Annotated in this window: 16 protein-coding genes; 10 read left to right on the top strand and 6 right to left on the bottom strand. The window is 42.7% G+C overall.

Going from position 1 to position 19,475, the window contains the following annotated elements; all coding sequences use genetic code 11:
• The first annotated feature begins 287 nt into the window (after window positions 1–287).
• The 4 genes from FPL27_RS19240 to FPL27_RS19225 all read left to right on the top strand — a co-directional run bounded on the left by FPL27_RS19240 (window position 288) and on the right by FPL27_RS19225 (window position 6,292).
• A complete protein-coding gene (locus tag FPL27_RS19240; RefSeq protein ID WP_143962867.1) occupies window positions 288–3,431 on the top strand; it encodes a SusC/RagA family TonB-linked outer membrane protein in 3,144 nt (1,047 codons plus the stop codon).
• Between the two features lie 13 nt (window positions 3,432–3,444).
• On the top strand, window positions 3,445–4,887 hold the full coding sequence (locus tag FPL27_RS19235; RefSeq protein WP_143962866.1) for a RagB/SusD family nutrient uptake outer membrane protein: 1,443 nt from the start codon (window positions 3,445–3,447) through the stop codon (window positions 4,885–4,887).
• A gap of 84 nt (window positions 4,888–4,971) precedes the next feature.
• On the top strand, window positions 4,972–5,445 hold the full coding sequence (locus FPL27_RS19230) for a cupin domain-containing protein (protein ID WP_143962865.1): 474 nt from the start codon (window positions 4,972–4,974) through the stop codon (window positions 5,443–5,445).
• Between the two features lie 49 nt (window positions 5,446–5,494).
• Entirely contained in the window at window positions 5,495–6,292 is a 798-nt protein-coding gene (locus FPL27_RS19225; protein WP_143962864.1) for a hypothetical protein, read from the top strand.
• Here FPL27_RS19225 and FPL27_RS19220 read toward each other — a convergent pair.
• The 4 genes from FPL27_RS19220 to FPL27_RS19205 form a co-directional block, all read right to left on the bottom strand.
• Window positions 6,289–8,700, bottom strand: a complete 2,412-nt coding sequence (locus tag FPL27_RS19220; protein ID WP_185974424.1) for a TonB-dependent receptor — start codon at window positions 8,698–8,700, stop codon at window positions 6,289–6,291. The genes FPL27_RS19225 and FPL27_RS19220 overlap by 4 nt on opposite strands.
• Before the next feature lie 131 nt (window positions 8,701–8,831).
• Window positions 8,832–10,187: a porin gene (locus FPL27_RS19215; RefSeq protein WP_143962863.1), complete on the bottom strand. Its 1,356-nt coding sequence runs from the start codon at window positions 10,185–10,187 to the stop codon at window positions 8,832–8,834.
• 115 nt (window positions 10,188–10,302) lie between these two features.
• Complete coding sequence (locus tag FPL27_RS19210; RefSeq protein ID WP_143962862.1) at window positions 10,303–10,914, bottom strand: hypothetical protein; 612 nt, start codon at window positions 10,912–10,914, stop codon at window positions 10,303–10,305.
• Window positions 10,915–11,014: 100 nt separating this feature from the next.
• A complete protein-coding gene (locus FPL27_RS19205) occupies window positions 11,015–11,623 on the bottom strand; it encodes a hypothetical protein (protein ID WP_143962861.1) in 609 nt (202 codons plus the stop codon).
• A 328-nt stretch (window positions 11,624–11,951) separates the two neighbouring features.
• On the opposite strand from FPL27_RS19205, the gene FPL27_RS19200 reads away from it, so the two are divergent.
• The gene (locus FPL27_RS19200) at window positions 11,952–12,854 is read left to right on the top strand and encodes a TIGR01777 family oxidoreductase (RefSeq protein ID WP_143962860.1); all 903 of its coding nucleotides are present in this window, start codon (window positions 11,952–11,954) and stop codon (window positions 12,852–12,854) included.
• A gap of 35 nt (window positions 12,855–12,889) precedes the next feature.
• On the opposite strand, the gene FPL27_RS19195 is transcribed toward FPL27_RS19200, so the two are convergent.
• Both FPL27_RS19195 and FPL27_RS20320 read right to left on the bottom strand, forming a co-directional pair.
• The gene (locus tag FPL27_RS19195; RefSeq protein ID WP_143962859.1) at window positions 12,890–13,099 is read right to left on the bottom strand and encodes a PLDc N-terminal domain-containing protein; all 210 of its coding nucleotides are present in this window, start codon (window positions 13,097–13,099) and stop codon (window positions 12,890–12,892) included.
• Complete coding sequence (locus FPL27_RS20320) at window positions 13,099–13,311, bottom strand: PLDc N-terminal domain-containing protein (protein WP_143962858.1); 213 nt, start codon at window positions 13,309–13,311, stop codon at window positions 13,099–13,101. The genes FPL27_RS19195 and FPL27_RS20320 overlap by 1 nt, the downstream gene beginning before the upstream one ends.
• Before the next feature lie 166 nt (window positions 13,312–13,477).
• On the opposite strand from FPL27_RS20320, the gene FPL27_RS19185 reads away from it, so the two are divergent.
• The 5 genes from FPL27_RS19185 to FPL27_RS19165 all read left to right on the top strand — a co-directional run.
• Complete coding sequence (locus tag FPL27_RS19185; protein WP_143962857.1) at window positions 13,478–16,036, top strand: M14 family metallopeptidase; 2,559 nt, start codon at window positions 13,478–13,480, stop codon at window positions 16,034–16,036.
• Between the two features lie 162 nt (window positions 16,037–16,198).
• Window positions 16,199–16,702, top strand: coding sequence for a hypothetical protein (locus FPL27_RS19180; protein ID WP_143962856.1), 504 nt, complete (start codon window positions 16,199–16,201; stop codon window positions 16,700–16,702).
• Between the two features lie 9 nt (window positions 16,703–16,711).
• Window positions 16,712–18,121 carry a methyltransferase RsmF C-terminal domain-like protein gene (locus FPL27_RS19175; RefSeq protein ID WP_143962855.1) on the top strand — a complete coding sequence of 470 codons (1,410 nt, stop codon included), beginning with the start codon at window positions 16,712–16,714 and terminating at the stop codon, window positions 18,119–18,121.
• 119 nt (window positions 18,122–18,240) lie between these two features.
• Entirely contained in the window at window positions 18,241–18,621 is a 381-nt protein-coding gene (locus FPL27_RS19170) for a transposase (RefSeq protein WP_143960946.1), read from the top strand.
• Window positions 18,618–19,475: IS3 family transposase (locus FPL27_RS19165; RefSeq protein ID WP_185974430.1), on the top strand; the 858-nt coding region annotated here is incomplete at its 3' end. The genes FPL27_RS19170 and FPL27_RS19165, both read left to right, overlap by 4 nt.

The raw sequence follows: 19,475 nt of genomic DNA, 5'->3' as shown, positions 1-19,475 counted from the left end.
CAGACTATTCGAAATAAACGTCTGTTTCGCCGGTTTCAAAAATTTCAATTATTTCGCCTTGACTTCCGGCTTTTCATTTTTGGAGATTATATGATTTATAGGTTAAATCCTACTTCTTTTAAAAGAAGTGGGTTATGTGAAATTGTTTAAAAGTTAAAGCTTCTGAATATTTTTAATACAATATTTTAATTGGTATAATGACTAGTTAAAAGGGGTATGTTGTTTATGAGTGGTATTTTATTCAATATTGTTTTTAAATACTTAAATCTTAAACACAAACATCCTAAATGAAGAAAGCTTTACTTCTCATGTTTTTGGTTTTGGCGGTCGGCATGACTGTCCAGGCCCAAAGCAGAATGGTGAACGGCAAGGTGATCAGCTCTGAAGACAGGAGCGGCATCCCCGGTGTCAACGTTCTGGTAAGAGGTACCTCCTCAGGTACCGTAACGGATCTCGATGGATCTTTTTCTGTCAATGTTCCGCAGGGAGCCACTGAACTCACCATCAGCTTTGTGGGTTTCTCCACAAAAAATGTCACTATTGGTAACCGTGATTTTGTGGACGTAACACTCGATCCAGATGTAGCTACACTTGGTGAAGTGGTAGTTGTGGGTTACGGTGCACAATCCAAAAAAACGGTAACTGGTGCTATTTCTTCGGTGTCCGGTGAGCAGTTATTAAATGTGCCGGTGCAAAGCTTTGACCAAGCCTTGCAAGGAAAAGTAGCTGGTGTAAACATCGTAACTCCAAACGGTGTTTTGAACAACCGCCCTGTAATCCGGGTAAGGGGTGTGAACTCCCTTAGCTTGAGCTCTTATCCACTTATTGTGGTGGATGGAGTGCCTACCTACACCGGTGATCTTTCCGGCAACTCCGCAGCCAACAACCCTCTTGCCAACATCAACCCAGCAGATATTCAGTCTGTGGAAATCCTAAAAGATGCTTCCGCTACGGCTATTTACGGTTCTAGAGCTTCTAACGGTGTTATCTTGGTGACTACCAAAAGAGGTCAGGAAGGCGCTTCCCGAATCACTTACGACTCTTGGGTTGGGGTGACTGAGCCGGTTAGGCTTTTTGATCTATTGAATGCTGAGGAATATATGACCATCAAGAATGAAGCGCGCAGAAATGCAGGTCAGGATGATGCATTTTTCCCTTATTTAGATGCCAACGGAAATGTGGTGGATACCAACTGGTACAACGAAGTGATGAGAAAAGGCCTTGGCCAGTCTCACAATTTGGGTATTACCGGAGGTAATGCAAGAACTAACTATTACTTTTCTACCGGTTATACTTCTCAGGAAGGTATGATCAAAGGTAATGACTTTGAAAGAATGACCGGTAGGTTGAACATTGACCATAAGGTCTTCGACCGATTTAAAGTGGGTGCAACTATGAACTACACCAATACGGTAAACCGGGCGCCAAACACAGGTTCTCTACCTGGACAAGGCTTCAATACATCTGGTCTAGGCCGTATCCCTTTGATTTCTGCACCAAACGTTCCAGTTTTCCTTCCTGATGGGAGCTACAATATTACACCAAACAACCAGCTTGGACAGGGTAACAACTTGGTACAGTCAGGATTCGTAAACCCTGCTCCAATTTTAGACCTAAACCGCATGAGTTCTGTCAACAATCACTTGATGGGTAGTGTATATGGTGATGTTGAAATCATTGAAGGATTGAATTTCAGGTCTACATATGGTATCGATCGATTGACAGTTGAAGATCAAACTTTCTATACTTCCTTGCACGGAGACGGTTTTGGAAGTGGTGGGCTTGCGGCAAACACTTTCAGGACGCTTAACCGTTGGAACCTTCAGAATACGTTGAACTATGGAACAAGCTTTGGAGAAAATATCGATTTCAATTTCCTTGTAGGTAATGAGCAGCAATATACCCAAGATGAAAGATGGGGTGCACAAAGAACAGTAATCGCTGATAGCTTCTTCGAGTCTTACCAAGGTAACTTCACTACGATTGTCCCAACTGGAAACATTCAGTCAGAGAACTATTTGGTTTCCTTCTTCAGTAGAGCAAATTTCAATTTCTACAACAAATTCTTGGTGTCTTTGAATGCCCGTAGAGATGGTTATTCTGCATTTGCAGCAGGAAATAAGTTTGGTAACTTTTATGGTGGATCCTTGGGTTATATCATGTCTGAGGAAAGTTTCTGGAAAAACAGCTCAATCTCTAGAACAGTAAATTATTTTAGACTTAGAACCAGCTACGGTCTAGTTGGTAACAACGGAGTTGGGAATTTTGCTTCTTCGGGTCTTTATGGTACTGGCCTTTATGGATCAGATCCTACCATCCTTTATTCCCAGCCATCTAACCCTGCTCTCGCTTGGGAAACTTCTAAAAAGACTGATCACGGTATCAACTTCGGAGCACTCGGAGACAGAATAGAGGGTGAGATCACTTGGTACCATAACTTGGTGGACGGTTTGATCCTGCCAGTGCCACAAGCTCCTTCGAAGGGAGTTCCAGGTGGTGTGATGACAGGCAGCGGCTCTATCGATACCAATATCGGATCTATGGTGAACAAAGGTATCGAAATGGCCATCACCTATAAGGCTATTAGCAGACCTAACTTCAAATGGGATGTAAGCTTCAACTTCTCGACTTTGAGAAATGAAGTATTATCCTTGGAGGCTGAAGGTTCCCAAATACTTTCTGCAACAGCAGGTTTAGAAACTGTAAACATTACAAAAGTGGGTGAATCAGTAGGTAGCTTATATGTAGTCGAGACCAGAGGAGTAAACCCTGACAATGGTAGAAGAATTTTTGTGAAGCGCGGTCCGGCCGGTGAGGAGATTTTGGTGCAGTATGATCACTTAGGTACCAGATGGACTACCTTGGACGGTCAGCCAACCACTCAGCCAACCCAAAACGCTGACGGTATCATCATGGGACCAACCATTCCAACTTGGTTTGGAGGTATTGATAACACTTTCAGATTCAAAAATTTTGACGTTGGTGTATTCATCCAGTATTCTGGTGGTAACTATATCTACAACGGAACAAAGGCAGGTTTGAGAGACATGAGATTCTGGAACAATCATAGAGATGTCCTGGACAGATGGACTCCTGAAAATCCGAACGGTTCAATTCCAAGAGTTGTCTATACCGATAACATTTCAAACGGATCAGCATTTCCAATTTCTGAAAACGTAGAAAAAGGTGACTTCTTGAGGGTGAGAAACCTAAGCTTGGGGTACACGCTTCCTTCCCACGTAACACAAAGAATGAGAATCAGCAATGCTAGATTCTACGGTCAGGTTCAAAACGCCTTCCTTTTAACCAAGTATAGCGGTTCCGATCCAGAGATCAGTACCAACGGTAACACACCTTCAGCAGCTGGTGTGGACAGAAACTCCCTAGGTCAAGCTAGAGTCTATACATTCGGTGTGAACATTGGAATTTAATCAGCAACTTAAGATGAAAAATATAATTCAAGTTTTATTGGTTGGCGGCCTTTTATTCGCATCTTCCTGCAACGAGGACTTGCTGAGCCCAATTCCTCCAACAACTTTCTCGGAAGCGGTAGTTTTTGACACCCCTGAGAGAATTCAGCAGACTTTAAATGGTCTTTATTCCACCATGATCAATGGTCAGTTTTACGGTGGTAGATATCAGGTTTATAATGATATCAGAGCTGAAGAGTTTTCCAACCGTACCACTAACGGTGTAACAGGTCTTGCCACTTGGCAGCATACTGTGGTTTCTACAACTAATGAGGTTGAAAACTTGTGGTCCATTGCTTACCTGACCATCAATAGAGCTAATATCTTTATCGATGGGGTATCAAAAACAACTGGTATATTGGAAGCAGAAACAGCTCAAAATTACATTGCTCAAGCCAGGTTCATTAGGGGTTTGTCCTATTTCGCCTTACTTCAGCTTTATGCCCAACCCTACACTTCAAATAATGGGGCAAGCCCAGGGTTGCCATTAAGGCTCACACCAGAACTGGACAACGCTAACAATGATATGCCGAGGGCATCTGTAGCGGAAGTCTACGCCCAGATTATATCTGACCTGAATTTTGCCGAAACTAATTTGGCGTTAAGTAACGGTTCTCCATATACCAACACTACCCGAGCACACCGCAATACAGCTATTGCGCTTAAAACAAGGGTTTATATGGCAATGGGCCAGTATGGCAATGTGATTACGGAGGCGAATAAAATCGTATCGGCTACTGCACCATTCACAGCTGCAAGTGGTGTAGGCCATGCCCTGCAGGATGAAATTCTGGATGTGTTCAGTCCACCGTATACCACTACTGAGAGTATCCTATCGGCTCCTTTCACTGAGTTAGCCCTACCTGGTACGCAAAACGGACTGGGAAGTTACTACAATCCGGGTCCAAGAGGTATTGGGGATTATTCCTTGAACATGACAGGTGGAATCTTTACCAACCCGGCATTTAGTGCAGCCAATGATGCGCGTTCGGCTTGGATGATTGCTAACACGAATGGGTTCACTTACCTGAATAAATTTCCACGTGGGCCTCAGCATTTGGATTTTGCTCCGATCCTCCGTTATTCCGAAGTGCTGTTGAATTTGGCAGAAGCACTGGTAAGGGATGGGGGAGATCAATCTAGAGCCCTTGCCCTGCTTAATGCGGTGCGCACCCGTTCAAATGAGAATGGAGCGTATACAGGCATCAGCGGGCAGGCACTCATTGATGCAATCCTCACGGAAAGAAGAATTGAATTCATCGGTGAAGGTCTGAGATCCTTCGATTTATTAAGAACTGGTCAGGATATTCCTGGAAAAGAAAATGTCGGGTCTGTTGCTAAGGGTAGTGCTAACTATATTTGGCCTATGTCAGCTAACGAGTTGCTCTTCAACAAAGCCATGACACCAAATAATTGATTAAGGTTTATTAACGATGTAGAGGCCGCTCTCCTTTGGAGGCGGCTTCTTCGTTTTTAGATGGGTTTTGCTATTTTTATGGATATGAATGAAAGAATAATAGAATTGATCAAGAGCTTAAACCTCCAGCCCCATCCTGAAGGGGGATTTTATGCGGAAACTTACCGGAGTGGGGAGGAGATGGAAAGCGCCAATGGCAAAAGAAATCTGGCCACCTCTATATTTTTCCTCCTTACAGCCGAAAACGTGTCCAAGTTTCATAAAATCAAAAGCGATGAGATGTGGTTTTTTCATGAAGGAAATCCTCTGACAGTACATCTGCTAAATGAGGGAGAGTATTCCAAGTTGCACCTTGGACCTGTTGATGATGAAGAGTTCAAACCCTTTCAAATGGTACCAGCAGGCACTATTTTTGGCTCAACGGTCGAGGAGGGATATGCCTTGGTTTCCTGCGTCGTGGCACCTGGGTTTGATTTTGAAGATTTTAAGCTCTTTTCCTATGAGGAATTGATCCACACCTATCCAGAATACATGCAAGTAATTAAAAAGCTTACCTAGGCTGTCTCATTTGAATGGAAAAAGTCGTCTAGCTATAAATATTTAGTTTATGCGACAACTTTTTTTAATTGCGATCTTCTTATTTACCATGGTACTGCCCTCTATTGCACAACTTCAGCAGGGTAATTTTATCATTTCCGGAGATATTTCTTACAGCCAAAATTCCTTCCCCGAAAGAGTTGGAGGGTTTCCAGAAAAAGAAAAAGATCTCAGATTGACGCCAAGAATTGGATATATGCTGACCGATACTTGGGCATTAGGTATTCAAGGTGGATATCAAGCCTATTCGGAACATTATGAAAGCATTGTCCAGCGCTATATCCAGGAAGTTTTCACCGGGCAGATGGATAATAATGGGAATCCAGTACTTCATTACTTTGTAAATGAGCGCTTTATGAGAACTTTTAGAGAGAACCAACTGTGGTCCCTAGGGCCATATGTACAAAAGTTCTTCCCACTAAGTGAGAAAGCTTTTCTTAACCTTTCGGCCCATATAGCTTATCTGTCAGGAAATAATGGGACATTCGGAATACGGAATTCCTTCCTGATTCCCAATTGTCCCAACTGCATGTCCGTAGTATCCCCCGCTGTGACTGAACTGACCATGAGGGAGAAGTATTGGACTGGGGGAATTGATTTTGGATTAAATTATTTTTTCACCTCCCGATTGGCTCTGGACCTTCAAGTCCAGCTCTTGCAATGGAGAAGCGGAGAATATAAAGCTTTAGCTTTAGACACCCATGGCATTTTTATGAGCTCCCCTCAAATCCATTTTAATCAAGTAAGAGCGTTCAATTTTCTGCAAAATGCCGGTGGGCTTCGGGTTGGGTTATTGGTTGCGCTTTAGAACTCCACAATTATTCCTATGGTAGGCAGAATGGTTCCCGCAGGGTTTGCTACCGACCTTAGTACATACTGATCCGGATTTTCAGGGTTGATAACCAACGCCCCTGTGGCATCCCTTTGGGGAACAAGGATATCAGGTTGTTCAGCGCGGAAGTTGTAAGCGTTTTGAATATCCACGTACCAGTTTAGGTTCCATTTGTCAAAGAAGTATTTTTTGTCGATTCTCAAATCGAGTTGGTGAAAACTGCTCAGGCGGAAGGCATTGATCTGGTTGAAATTTAGCAATCCTATACCGCGCACATCCCAATTAGAGCGAAGCGCGGAGGCTTCTAGATCAAATGGAGTAAATGGAGTTCCTCCCAAAAACCGCCAACGTGCACCAAGTTCCCAATCGTTTTTTAAGCGCTTTCCACCTGTAAGAGACACAATATAACGGTTGTCCCATGCTGAAGGAAGGAATCCTTCTGTGTTTGGGTTGGTAAATTCGCTTCTTACCAAGGTAAGGGCTGCAATCCCATAGAATCCATTAAAGAGCCTTTGCTGAGCTAACAGTTCCAAGCCATATGCCCTCCCTTCCGCATCAGAATTGACCGGCTCATTTCCGATCACCCCAAAGTCTGCTCCCAAGTTGGCTAAGGCGATACCATTTCTAATGGATGTAGGATAGTTTTGGTAAAATTTATAAAATGCTTCAGCGGTAAATCTCCTGTTTTTGTCAAGTACCTGCCACTCTAGCCCTGTGATGGCGTGTGTAGCTCTGATAAACCTCACATCGTTTTGCTGATTTAAAAGTTCTCCTTCATTATTCCTAAATCCCAAAATGGTATATGCTGGCCTTTGATAATAAATACCGGCGTTAGCAGTCCAGAAAAAGTTTGGTTTGAGCTGGTAGGAAATGGAAGCTCTAGGACTGATCTGGTTTAGAGGATTTTGGGCCGTCGCTCCAAAATCACTTCCATCCATCCTCACCCCCCCACTGATAAGTAAGCGGTCATTAAAATAATTCTTGCTTCCCTGAACAAAAGCCCCGTAACTGTTGAAAAAGGAGGTAGCGTTGATATTAATAATCTGCTGCTGCTGGGATAGGGATGCGGGGTCAAAGTTTCGAATGAAATACCTGCTGAATTCATAATTTACGCCATATTTAAATGTGCTTCCCTTTCCAAATATGCTGTTTTCTACCCTGAACTTGTTTTCACTTTCCTGGGATAAGTAATCCGACAACAAGTTTTCAGGATTGCTTTCGTCGTTGTTGGCATATTTGAAAGCCCGGTTGTTCAGCATGTTTCTACTTAGAATAAAAGTCCAGTAGCCATTGTCCCTGTATCGACGGAGTTTGGCCCCAGTGGCATAGTTCCACTGACTTTGAATGGGAAGGTTGTCGAGTAAGTAAAGCCGGTTTTCCCTGTCTTCCTCAGTTTCGTCAGAAGGTGTATCAAAATTGAGTCGGAAATTGTCTATGGCACCCAGGCCTATGAGTGTAAGCTCGGTTTTGTCGTCAAACTTTGTTTTTGTCTTGACCAAAAAATCATTGAAAGTCGGCAAAAATGGCAATCCTAATAACCTAAACAAGCCCTGCAGGTATGAACGCCTTATAGATACATTATAAGTAGTTTTTTCACTCAATGGGCCTTCATTTGACAAAGTCAGTTCACTTGCGCCAACGGTGAGTTGGGTAAACATTTTATCCCTTCTTCCTTCTTTAAGCTCAAATTCGAAGAATGAACTTAATGAATTCATCCGATCGGCAGGAAATCCCCCACTGATGACGTCCACATTTTTGATCAGATTGACATTCAATATTCCAACGGGACCACCGCTGGAGCCCTGGGTGGCGAAATGGTTGATGACCGGAACCTCTATTTCATCGACGAAGAATTTGTTTTCATTTGGTGCTCCGCCTCTGATAATGATATCATTTCTAAAACTTGCAGTACTGGCCACACCAGGCAAGGCCTGAATCACCCGGCTGATATCTCTGTTACCTCCTGGATACCGTTCTATTTCATTGGTATTGAGCCTTCTTGCAGAAATGGGCGTATCATCGGATCGCGTAAATTCGGAACTTACTACTACCTCTTCCAGGTCAGAGGCATCTTCTGTCAGCTCGAAATCCAGTTGCAAGGCCCGTGCTCGGGTAACTTGTACCTCGAAAAGGGTCTTGGAGCGATAGCCTACAAATGAAGCCCTGACATTATAAAGCCCAGGTTCAATGTTTTGGATTAAATATCTTCCCTCTTCATCAGTGACAGTGCCCTGCTCGGTGCCTAGCACAATCACATTTGCAAATGGAACCGGCTGGTTGTTGGCTGGATTAAAAACTCTCCCTTTTATTTCGCCTCCTTGAGCAAAAACCATAAAAGGCATCACCCAAAGGATGGCCAAAAGCAGAAACTTATTTTTAAGCATAATACAAAAAGAAATGAGCTGACGGATAGGTCAACTCATTGTAAAATCTATTTTTATTTAAATTGTTTAAATAGATGGTGGATTGATCAAACAAAATTATATATCTGTCTGAAATAAAGTAAATTATTTAATCAGAAAATAAATCCGAATCCAAATTCAATCCTGTTTCCCTCTTGCAAGGCCTCGGGATCATCGGTGATGTTTGTTCGAAATTGATAATTTCCTTTGAGCACAATGTTTTCCTTAGGATTAAAGTTAGCTCCGACAGTCCAAATCCTTAAATTACTTGGGGTAAATCCGATCTGTTCTCCCGGATTAGGGGTTAAGTTAGTCGGGAAAAGTGGATTAATACCTCTTGCTAAGTCCTGGTTAAACCTACGGTGGGTGTTTAATCTTTCAAATCTTATGAAAACGGGGAGCTTAAATTCACCTGTATTGTGCAGAAAGCCTTCGCTTGCGGCTTTTCTTCTTCCAAAGTGGGGAAGAATATTATAGCCTAATTCAAAAAGATAACCATAGGTGCGGGTCCCCATTACTTGGGGAATACCTTCTGCCTGCCTAGTGAGCTCAAAAATCTCCTCAGTTTGTCCTAGGCTTCCGGTAGAGCCTATGGAGACAAAGCGCCAATTACCCCAGTCATACTTCACAAAGCCTGTAAGAATTCTTACCGGCGCATCTATATTTCTTTCCTCACCATTAGCTATGATAGTATGGTCTTTTCCAGAATTGCCAATAAAACCGGAAGCGCTCATTTCTAAGTCAGGTATTCCTGTGTAGGTAATCTGGGGAGTGAAAGACAGACGTCTTGGAATGCTAAAAGTGATCTCGCGGCCCTGTCGGACCCAAGTTCCACTTAAGTATTGTGAGGCATTTAAACCCTGAGAAATTCCAAGCGCATAACTCCAATTGGGATTGAAGGAACCGTAAAACATGGCTCCCAACTCAATCCAAGTGGTCGGGTTGATCAATCTTTCCACCTCTGATCTGTTCACTGAATAGAACATCACCGGTTCATCGTTATTGTTGACATAACCAATTGGTAAGGGAAGGAAACCAGCTCTGACATTTAGGAAATCCTGCCAGAGATAATCCACAAACGCCTCGAACACGAGTTCTGTGTGTGATTCATTTCCACCATCATGTAAGTATTCAATTTGTAACTCTGAATTCCAGATCAGATTGTCTCTCAGTCGGTAACCAAAAAATGTTGCAAACCTGTAAAGATTGGTGTAATATAGTTCAAGGTCACCAGCACTAATATCTTTTGGACCTTGATAATTGACAAATGATGCCTCACCGAATCCTGATATGCTATATCTTTGTTCTGAAAAGTATATTTTTGAGGCAGCCAAGGCCAAACCAGGAGCTTGCTTATACTTCAGCCTTTCCACTGCCCCTCTATCTTCAGGTAGTGTGTCCCTTTCTTGAGCAAATATTGAAGAATGAAGGGTAATTGTTAAAAAAAAAGTAAAAATCAAATACTTCATCAATCTAAATTAAATGTTAATCTTTTCCGCTATTTCTTAATCAGCCTGTAAAATTACCCATTTTAGAATAAATAAAGATGGTCCGAATCCACAATTGGGTTTCGGACCTTAAATCTTAATTTCGGGGCTGTTGCTGCTGCTGACCCTGACGGTTAGCTGGAGCATCTCGGTTATCTGTAAGATTATCCAGTTCGTCTTTCAGAGCGTCCAACTCATCTTTCATGTGTTGTTGGTCTTCATCGATGCGGTCATGGTCGCTTTCCAAAAGGTCTCTCTGGTTATCCCATTCATCATCGCTAAGGGTGGTCAAATCCTCTCGGTTAAAGAAGGAATTATGCTTATCGATGATAGCCTTATGCTCAGCTTTCATGGCATCATGCTTTTTATACATCTCATTTCTTCTTTCCATTAGCTGCTCCATAGAGTTGGGATCAGTTACTACTTGCTCCTGCCCTTGACGCGCAGCTCCTTGGCGTGCAGTTGTTCCTTGCTGTCCTTGTGCAGTAGTGCCAGCTTGTGCAGCAGTATCTCTGCCAGTGTACCACTGATCAATTTCGGCTCTTTTTTCGGTAATCTCTCTATCACGCTCTTGATAGTCTTCTATCCACTCTGCATGGTTCTCCCTCTTATCATTGATTTCATCGTTTCGGTTATCTCCTTCACAGGATGCCAATGTAAAGATGGTAGCAGCTAATCCAGCCGCAAACAGTTTTGATCTGGTGAACATATAGTATAATTGTTTATAGTGAAAAATAGAATTGATTCAAGTCAAAAAAGCTGTGCATTTGCATATACACAGCTTTTTTGGGTTTGATTTTTACGATAAATTAGTTACGTGGTTGTTGTTGAGTTTGAGTATTGGTTCTAGTATCTCTGGTACCGGCATCATCTCTGTCTCTAGTATCAGTTACATTGTCTACTTCATCTTTCAAAGTACCAATCTCATCTTTCATTCTATCTTGGTCATTTTCCATTCTGTCCTGATCGCTTCTGATTAGGTCTTTCTGGTTGTCCCACTCATCATCGCTCATGGTAGTCAAGTCGTTTCTGTTCATAAAAGACTTATGCTTATCCATTAGAGCTTTGTGCTCTTCTTTCATAGCTTGATGCTTCTGATTCATTTCGTCTCTTCTTGACATCAATTGCTGATAAGTGTTAGCGTCAGTTACCACTTCTTGGTCATCAGTACGGTCACGGTTGGTGTCCGTTCCAATTCCGGCGTCGTTGGCTCTGTCTCTGTTGTCATTGTACCAAGCATCAACTTCTCTTCTTTTTTCTTCGATATCTCTATCATTTTCTTGATAATCCTGCTCCCAGTCTCTATAGTCGTCACGGAAGCTTTCTACCTGATCATGCCTGTTGTCTGCCTCGCAAGCCACCAATGCAAAGATGGAAGCTGCAATTCCAAAGGTGAATAATTTTCTTTTTGTGTACATAGTGTTAGTTATTTAAGTGAACTATTTGGTTAAATGCTTTAACATTTGTGTTTATTATAAGTTTTACACAGATGTCAAAAAAAACTTTTTTTATTCATTTTCCAGATTGATCCTCCGGCTTAAAACTTCAATGGGAAATATATCAAAAGCTTTGCCATTATGTATTAACAGAGTAAAAAATTTCACTTACGTTCATAAAAACTCAAATAAATCATTTAACTAAGTTTAAATAGTAAAAAATCAAGTGTGAATTTAATACCAATATTAAGCTTTTGTTTATCCTTGCTTTTTTTCCTATGTTTAATCTATCACCTAACCCCATGGCAGTATGAAAAAGATCTTAATCACAGGCGGCTCCGGTCTTGTAGGAAGTAAAATTACAGAACAACTCGAACGGGAAGAGTATGAGGTTGCTTGGCTAAGCCGCAGCCAGAAGGAAGGTCGGAAAACTTTCATTTGGGATGTGGAGAAAAAAGAAATTGATCCTTTTGCTATGAGGTGGGCTGATGCAATCATCCATCTTGCAGGTACTGGTATTGCCGATAAGCGGTGGACGGAAAAGCGAAAAAGGGAAATATTGGACAGCAGGGTTGAATCCACTAGGCTTCTTTTTGAGGCAGCACGGACAGAAGAGGAGAAGCCAAAAGTGATCGTGTCGGCAAGTGCCATAGGCTATTATGGTATGGACACGGGGGACAAGTTGATTAATGAAGAGGACCAGCCGGGGGATGATTTTTTGGCTGAAGTGGTCAAAAAATGGGAGCGGGAGGTAAGACATTTTGAATCCCTGCACATCCGTACCGTCATGCTGAGAATAGGGATCGTTTTGGCAAGCGACGGCGGTGCGCTTAGCGAAATCCTCAAACCACCAGTAGCTGCCCCCTTAGGTACGGGCGATCAATATATGAGCTGGATTCACCTAAGCGATCTTGCACGGATGTTCCGGCACGCCCTTTTCCATGAATCCCTTCATGGGGTGTACAATGCAGTCGGACCTAAACCTGTTACAAATAGGGAACTGACCCAAAAAGCTGCCAAAATTAAAGGTAAACCATATGTGAATGTAGGAGTCCCCGCGGTTATGCTCAAAGTGGTGTTGGGGGATATGGCTAAAATGGTGTTGGGGGGGAACAAAGTTTCTTGCCTTAAAATCCAATCCTCTGGATATAAATTTAGATACAGCGATGTGGATGATGCCTTAGGGCAGCTATTTTATCAATATAAAGAATAGGGGAAGAGACGGAAGGCGGAAGACCGAAGGGAGAATTACACCTTTTGCTGCGGGGACACCAGCCAATAGATAATTGGGCCGAATACCTGTGCCAAAAGGATAATTAAAATCCAAATGATCTTCATGGTAGGGTCTTTGAAATTTGAGCGCACGGCATCCACCAAGGTGTAGATCCAAAAAACAAGATACAATACTCCAAGTATGCCCCAAAGAACGGGGAAGCCATCTGGTCCGATTCTAAACATCAATTATCTGAAATTTTATTTTCCCTACTGAAAATCCAATACAATATAGGTCCGACCACCTGAAATATTACAATGATAAATATCCAGATGGCCCTGGATATGTCATCCCGATACTTTGCCCTAGCAGCATGGACGATTGTGACAATCCAGAACAGCACATATACTATTCCTAAAATTACTACTGCGGACAACGAGTGGTAAAATGTCTCCATTTTAAAGCAGTTAAAAGTTAGTAATCAAGTATTTTCACCTTCCAAAATAAAATTCTTCATTAAAGGCATATAATTTCGCAGCTTGAAGTCCCGTTGCTACTTATTGAACTGAAGGTTTCATAATATTAGTAAAAATTGCGGGAATAAAAAATCAAATAATTTTATAATGAGGAAAATTTTCAGTCTATTGTTCTGTCTTGTGTTTGTTCACGCAAATGCGCAGGTGGATTTGGAATATTATCTACAAGGAAATTTCACATACAATGAGCAAGTCCCTACCCCAAAAGATGTTTTGGGCTTCCAGATTGGAGACTGGCATGTGAGCCACGATCAAGTGGTCATGTATATGAGGGCTGTAGCCGAAGCTTCTGATCGGGTTCAACTTGAGGAATACGCTAGGTCATATGAACAGCGTCCTTTGCTGGTTCTTACCATTACTCACCCTGACAATTTTGACAGAATTCCAGAGATCAAAGCTGATCGAAAACGTATCAGGGATTCCAGACAGTCGGGCAATGTAAATATAGACAACATGCCAGTAGTAATGTGGATGGGCTATTCAGTCCATGGCAATGAGCCGAGTGGTGTGAATGCTTCCTTACTTGCCGTTTACCATTTTGCGGCAGCCCAAGAGATAGAGGAGGATTTGAAGGATATGATTATCCTGCTAGATCCGGCAATCAATCCCGACGGTATCAATCGTTTTGCTTCTTGGGTGAATTCCCATAAAAGTTATAACATGCACGGGGATCCTAATTCTAGAGAATTTGATGAGGCTTGGCCTCGTGGCAGAACCAATCACTACTGGTTTGATCTAAATCGTGACTGGATGCCAGTTCAACATCCAGAGTCTCGTGGTAGAATAGAGAAAATCCAGAGTTGGAAGCCCAATATTGTTCTTGATTTCCACGAAATGGGAACCAACAGTACCTATTTCTTCCAGCCGGGAATCCCAAGCAGAAACCACCCGCTTACTCCCAAGAAAAACTTTGAATTGACCGAAAGAATTGCTCAGTATCATGCTAAGTATTTGGATAAAATCGGATCACTTTATTATACCCAGGAGAGCTTTGATGATTTCTATTATGGAAAAGGCTCCACCTATCCTGATGTGCAGGGCGCGGTAGGGATTCTTTTCGAGCAGGCTTCCTCGCGTGGTCACCTGCAGGAAAGCGTTTTCGGACCTTTGACTTTCCCATTTACCATCCGCAATCAGTTTACTACCTCCCTTTCTTCATTTGAGGCAGCCAAGGAAATGCGTCAGGAGATGAATACCTACATGAGGGACTTTTACCGAGATGCAGCTACTGAATATGGAAATGATCCTAACAAAGCCATCATTTTTGGTGATGTGGATGATAAAGGAAGATCACATCACCTGGCTGACATGATCCTTCACCATGAAATTGATTTATTCAAATTAAAGCAAGATATCACCGTCAATGGGAAGGAATTCCACGCTGACAAAGCTTTCGTGGTTCCTTTGAACCAACCACAATACAAGCTGATAAAAGGAATGTTTGAGGAAAGGACTGAATTTGAAGATAGCTTGTTTTACGACGTTTCGGCTTGGACGCTGCCTATGGCCTTCAACCTTGACTATATGAAGCTTAACAGCCGAATCATGAATCTTGCCGAGGTGGAAGAAGTGACCAAGGCAGATTTTGAAATGCCTAAAGGTGAGGTAATCGGGGAGGCTGGAGCTTATGCCTATGCGTTTGAGTGGAGCGAATATTATGCTCCGAAAGCTACCTATAAATTGATGGAGAAAGGGTATATGCTTCGTGTAAGTCATACCGACTTCAATGTCGAAGATGGGCAGGCTTTTAGAAGAGGGACTATTTTGGTAAGCCAAGGTCATGGTGCGGAGGCCGATCCTAACATGCATCAAACCATTCAAGAAATAGCCCAGGAAACCGGCGTGGACTTTCATGCTATTGGTTCAGGGTATACTCAGGGAGCAAATTTGGGTTCGCCAAGTATTGATGTGTTGGAAAAACCCTCGATCGCACTTTTGGTGGACGGCGGTGTATATAGCAATGAGGCTGGAGAAATCTGGCATTTGCTTGACCAGCGCTTCGATATGCCTATTACGCTACTGCCTATGAAAAACTTCAACCGTACTGACCTAAACCGATACAATGTGATCGTAATGGCCAATGGGAATTACAGCAGTTTGGGGAAAAATGGAGCCGAAAAATTGAAAGATTGGGCTTCTGCAGGTAATACGGTAATCGCCCGTGGAAATGCTTTAAGTTGGTTAAACCAACAGGATGTAGCTAAGTTTTCCTTTAAGGAGGAAAAAGAAGAGAAGCCAGCAGAGCAACGTAGCTATGCGGATATGAGAAATGAAACTGGGGCAAAAGTGACCGGCGGGGCGATTTTCAATGTCAAACTTGATACTACCCACCCGGTAAACTATGGGTACTATAAGCCCGAAATGTACACTTTCAGAAGCAGCAACCAGTTTATGGAGCTATCCGATAATCCATATGCTAATCCAGTTGTTTATACAGACGATCCATTGGCTTCAGGCTATGTGTATGAGGGAAATCTGGAAAAAATGAAAAATACGGGCGGTGTTAGAGTAGCTGCAGTGGGCAGGGGCCGTGTGATAGGGTTTGTGGATAATCCTAACTTCAGAGCCTTCTGGTTTGGTACCAACAAGCTTTTTATGAACAGTATTTTCTTTGGGCAGACTGTAAGTCCGCAATCAGCCAGATAATTTTAGCACTATTTTGGATAAGGGAGCATTGGAGCAAAAGTTTCAATGCTCCTTTCATTTAAGGCAGGTAGGAAGAGGTTTTGGTACTAAATATCTGATTGATTGAAGTTCGTTTTCAATTTTGTAATAAAAGGCTTAATTTGCATCGAATTTGTCCATAAAATGATCCAGAAATTATTTCCATTAGATAAGAATTACATTCTGCGCCAGGCTCAGACCAGCTTGGAGTCTAAAATGCTGAACGTGATGATGGAGGAATTGAAAGCTTCCTATACTCGACTTTTTAATCCACTTGGATTGATGGACAATACTTACCGTCAAATTCTGGAGGCTTCGGAATTTCCACAGGACCGCATCCAAGTCATCTATAATCAACTGGCGGGAATTTATCGCTATAAATTTGGAGACAACCAATTGGAACTCCTTTTTGATGGTCGTTCTCACTTGGAAAAATATCAGGATGATTGGCAGAACCATTTTATTTTATGGTTAAGGGAGCTTGGTCAACATGAGTCTTATGTGAAAACTATGCTACGAATGACCTTGCTTTTCGATACAGAGACTAGGGCCGAATTTTCCGAAAACCGTTGCAAAAGCTTCATCAATGAATATTTTGCCCTAAGAATCGTCAAGAGAAAAGGCGAACTCAAATTAAAATCAGCCTAACCCAAGATAATGTCAGAAGCCTCTCATAAGCTTCCCGTAGCATTTCAACGCCATATAGAGGATTACCTCGGAGCTTCGGAAAGCCAGGAGCTTTTTAAAGCCTTGGAGCAGGATCCGCAAACCTCCATTAGGATTAATCCATCGAAGCGGAAGCTAGAATCGTTGCCCGGGCAACAAGTCCCATGGGCTAAGAGTGGTTATTTCCTCGAAAGCCGACCTTCCTTCACATTGGACCCACTATTTCATGCGGGAGCCTACTATGTGCAGGAATCATCTTCAATGTTTATCTCGCATATTTTGGAAAGCATACAGGCTCCCAAAGGAATTTACTTGGACCTATGTGCAGCACCTGGAGGCAAATCAACGCTGTTAAGCTCCTATCTTGGCCAAGACGGCTTATTGGTGGCCAATGAGGTGATCAAGTCACGGGCAAATATTCTGAAAGAAAACGTAATAAAATGGGGTTTGGGAAATACTGTGGTGACTAACAACGACCCATCCCATTTTGAAGGCTTGGAAGGGTTTTTTGACCTTTTAGTGATAGATGCTCCCTGTTCTGGAGAAGGAATGTTCCGCAAAGACCTCCAAGCACGCGACGAATGGTCTCCCGAGCACGTGGAAATCTGTGCTGCCCGGCAGGAAAGAATTCTGAATGACACAGGAGCGCTCGTTGCAGCAGGAGGATATCTCCTATATAGTACTTGTACTTTCAATGCAAAAGAGAATGAGGAAAATCTACGTTACCTTAGTGAAGAATTTGCATTTGAGCCTGTCCGGATTCCAGTTCAACCAGAATGGGGAATTGTGGAAACTGAGGTTGAGGTGGAAGGAAGTGTTTTTTATGGATATAGATTTTATCCTCATAAGGTAAAAGGGGAGGGTTTTTTTATTACGGTGCTCAAAAGACCAGAAGATGCCTATGTACACCCCGTTAAAAAACAGAAGGACTTTAGGCATCCTTTTCTTTCCCGAAGTGGGCAAAAAAATAGGGTCTTAGAGCTGCTAGGTTTGGAAGATAATTTTGAGTTTTATGAACTTAAGGGAAGCATTTTTCTGATTGACAGTTGGTACGCCCCACATTTTGAGCAGCTCACCAAATACCTTAATGTTAAGTATTTCGGAGTAGAGTTAGGCAAAATCAGCGGGTCCGGAAAAGGCGGGGACCGTTCCAATAATGAGCAGTTTTTGCCAACCCATGAATTTGCCCTAAGCATTTTGGAGAAAAAAGGTTTTTCTACACTTGAACTTTCCAAAGAACAAGCTTTAAGTTATTTGAGGAAAGAGGATTTTGATCTGCCCACTTCTGAAGAAGGCTGGCTCTTGATTACCTTTCAATCTCTTCCTTTGGGTTGGGTCAAAAATATGGGCAATCGGATCAATAATTACTATCCAAAGGACTGGCGGATTCGGATGAGATAATTGAAGACCGAAGACGGAAGACCGCAGACGGAAAGACCGAAGACGGAAGACCGAAGACGGAAACAAATGTCATGTCCTGATATAGCTTGACTGTTATTGACAGATAAACATGACAGATTATGGCAAAAAGTGAAAGAAAAGTGGTCCGGTACGGCATTGGATTCAAAAAAATGGTAGTTTCGGAATTAGAGGAGGGAGCCTCGGTTGGCTTCCTCCAAAAGAAGTACGGAATAGGCGGGGCTGCCACCATCCAAGGTTGGGCCAAGCGTTTCGGTAAATACCAATTGTTGAACAAAATTGTACGGATAGAGAATATGTCTGACCAGAACAGGTTAAAAAAACTTGAGGAAGAACTGAAAGCCACAAAAATTGCCCTGGCTGACTCCCTGATTGCTAAACAGTGTCTTGAGGCGCTAATAGAAGAGGCCAACAAGGAGTATAAAACTGATCTAAAAAAAAACTTTGGGTCAGATGCGTCAGCAAAAAAAGGGGAGAACTGAGTATAAGGACACTTTGCAGGTATTTCGGTTACTCGACTTCAGCATATTACAGCCGCGTGAAGCAGTTGGCCAGACAAGAAGTGGACAGAACCCTTATTCTTGAAATGGCCCGCAGGGTAAGGAAAAACCACCCCAGGATGGGCAGTAAAAAGGTCTACAGGCTTCTGGAAGCTAATATCAGGGATATTGACCCTGGGATGGGAAGGGACAAGTTTCTAGCCTTGCTCAGACAGGAAGGGCTTTTGGTAATCCGCAAAAAGAAATATGCGGTAACCACCCAGACCTTCTACAGGTACCACCAGTACAAAGACCATTTCAACGGTAAGACCTGGAATATGCCTGGGCAAGCCTGGGTTTGCGACATTACCTACATCAGGGTGCGGGATACGTTTAAATACCTGTTTTTGATGACAGATGCATTCAGCCGCAAAATTGTCGGCTGGCACCTGGCTGGGACATTGGAGTCTAAGTGGGCTGTAGAGGCGGCAAAAATGGCCATAAAACAGTGTTCCAGTACGGCTGGGCTGGTGCACCACTCGGACAGGGGGTTCCAGTATTGCAGCAAAAACTATATAAACCTGTTGAAAAAGAATGGTATTATCACTAGCATGGGCCAGGCGGGATACTGTTACGATAATGCAATGGCTGAGAGGGTCAACGGTATTCTAAAAGAAGAATATGGGTTGGATTTGACTTATCAGAGCGGTGCAGAAGCTTTTACGGCTGTCAAGCAGGCGGTAAAGTTTTACAATGAGGGAAGGCCACATTGGTCACTTAAGTTGGAAATTCCAGCAAGGGTTCATGACCGGCCGGAACTTCACCCCTCCCATAAACGCAAAGATAGTTTTAGCCGA

The organism is Litoribacter populi (assembly GCF_007483685.1).
Classification (GTDB): Bacteria; Bacteroidota; Bacteroidia; order Cytophagales; family Cyclobacteriaceae; genus Litoribacter; species Litoribacter populi.
The sequence above is the reverse complement of the archived record's forward strand: the minus strand, read 5'-3'. Positions and strand labels throughout refer to the sequence as shown.

Coding starts and splice junctions, on each gene's coding strand:
- FPL27_RS19240 (WP_143962867.1), top strand. CDS start 288: ATGAAGAAAGCTTTACTTCTCATGTTTTTGGTTTTGGCGGTCGGCATG.
- FPL27_RS19235 (WP_143962866.1), top strand. CDS start 3,445: ATGAAAAATATAATTCAAGTTTTATTGGTTGGCGGCCTTTTATTCGCA.
- FPL27_RS19230 (WP_143962865.1), top strand. CDS start 4,972: ATGAATGAAAGAATAATAGAATTGATCAAGAGCTTAAACCTCCAGCCC.
- FPL27_RS19225 (WP_143962864.1), top strand. CDS start 5,495: ATGCGACAACTTTTTTTAATTGCGATCTTCTTATTTACCATGGTACTG.
- FPL27_RS19220 (WP_185974424.1), bottom strand. CDS start 8,700: ATGCTTAAAAATAAGTTTCTGCTTTTGGCCATCCTTTGGGTGATGCCT.
- FPL27_RS19215 (WP_143962863.1), bottom strand. CDS start 10,187: ATGAAGTATTTGATTTTTACTTTTTTTTTAACAATTACCCTTCATTCT.
- FPL27_RS19210 (WP_143962862.1), bottom strand. CDS start 10,914: ATGTTCACCAGATCAAAACTGTTTGCGGCTGGATTAGCTGCTACCATC.
- FPL27_RS19205 (WP_143962861.1), bottom strand. CDS start 11,623: ATGTACACAAAAAGAAAATTATTCACCTTTGGAATTGCAGCTTCCATC.
- FPL27_RS19200 (WP_143962860.1), top strand. CDS start 11,952: ATGAAAAAGATCTTAATCACAGGCGGCTCCGGTCTTGTAGGAAGTAAA.
- FPL27_RS19195 (WP_143962859.1), bottom strand. CDS start 13,099: ATGTTTAGAATCGGACCAGATGGCTTCCCCGTTCTTTGGGGCATACTT.
- FPL27_RS20320 (WP_143962858.1), bottom strand. CDS start 13,311: ATGGAGACATTTTACCACTCGTTGTCCGCAGTAGTAATTTTAGGAATA.
- FPL27_RS19185 (WP_143962857.1), top strand. CDS start 13,478: ATGAGGAAAATTTTCAGTCTATTGTTCTGTCTTGTGTTTGTTCACGCA.
- FPL27_RS19180 (WP_143962856.1), top strand. CDS start 16,199: ATGATCCAGAAATTATTTCCATTAGATAAGAATTACATTCTGCGCCAG.
- FPL27_RS19175 (WP_143962855.1), top strand. CDS start 16,712: ATGTCAGAAGCCTCTCATAAGCTTCCCGTAGCATTTCAACGCCATATA.
- FPL27_RS19170 (WP_143960946.1), top strand. CDS start 18,241: ATGGCAAAAAGTGAAAGAAAAGTGGTCCGGTACGGCATTGGATTCAAA.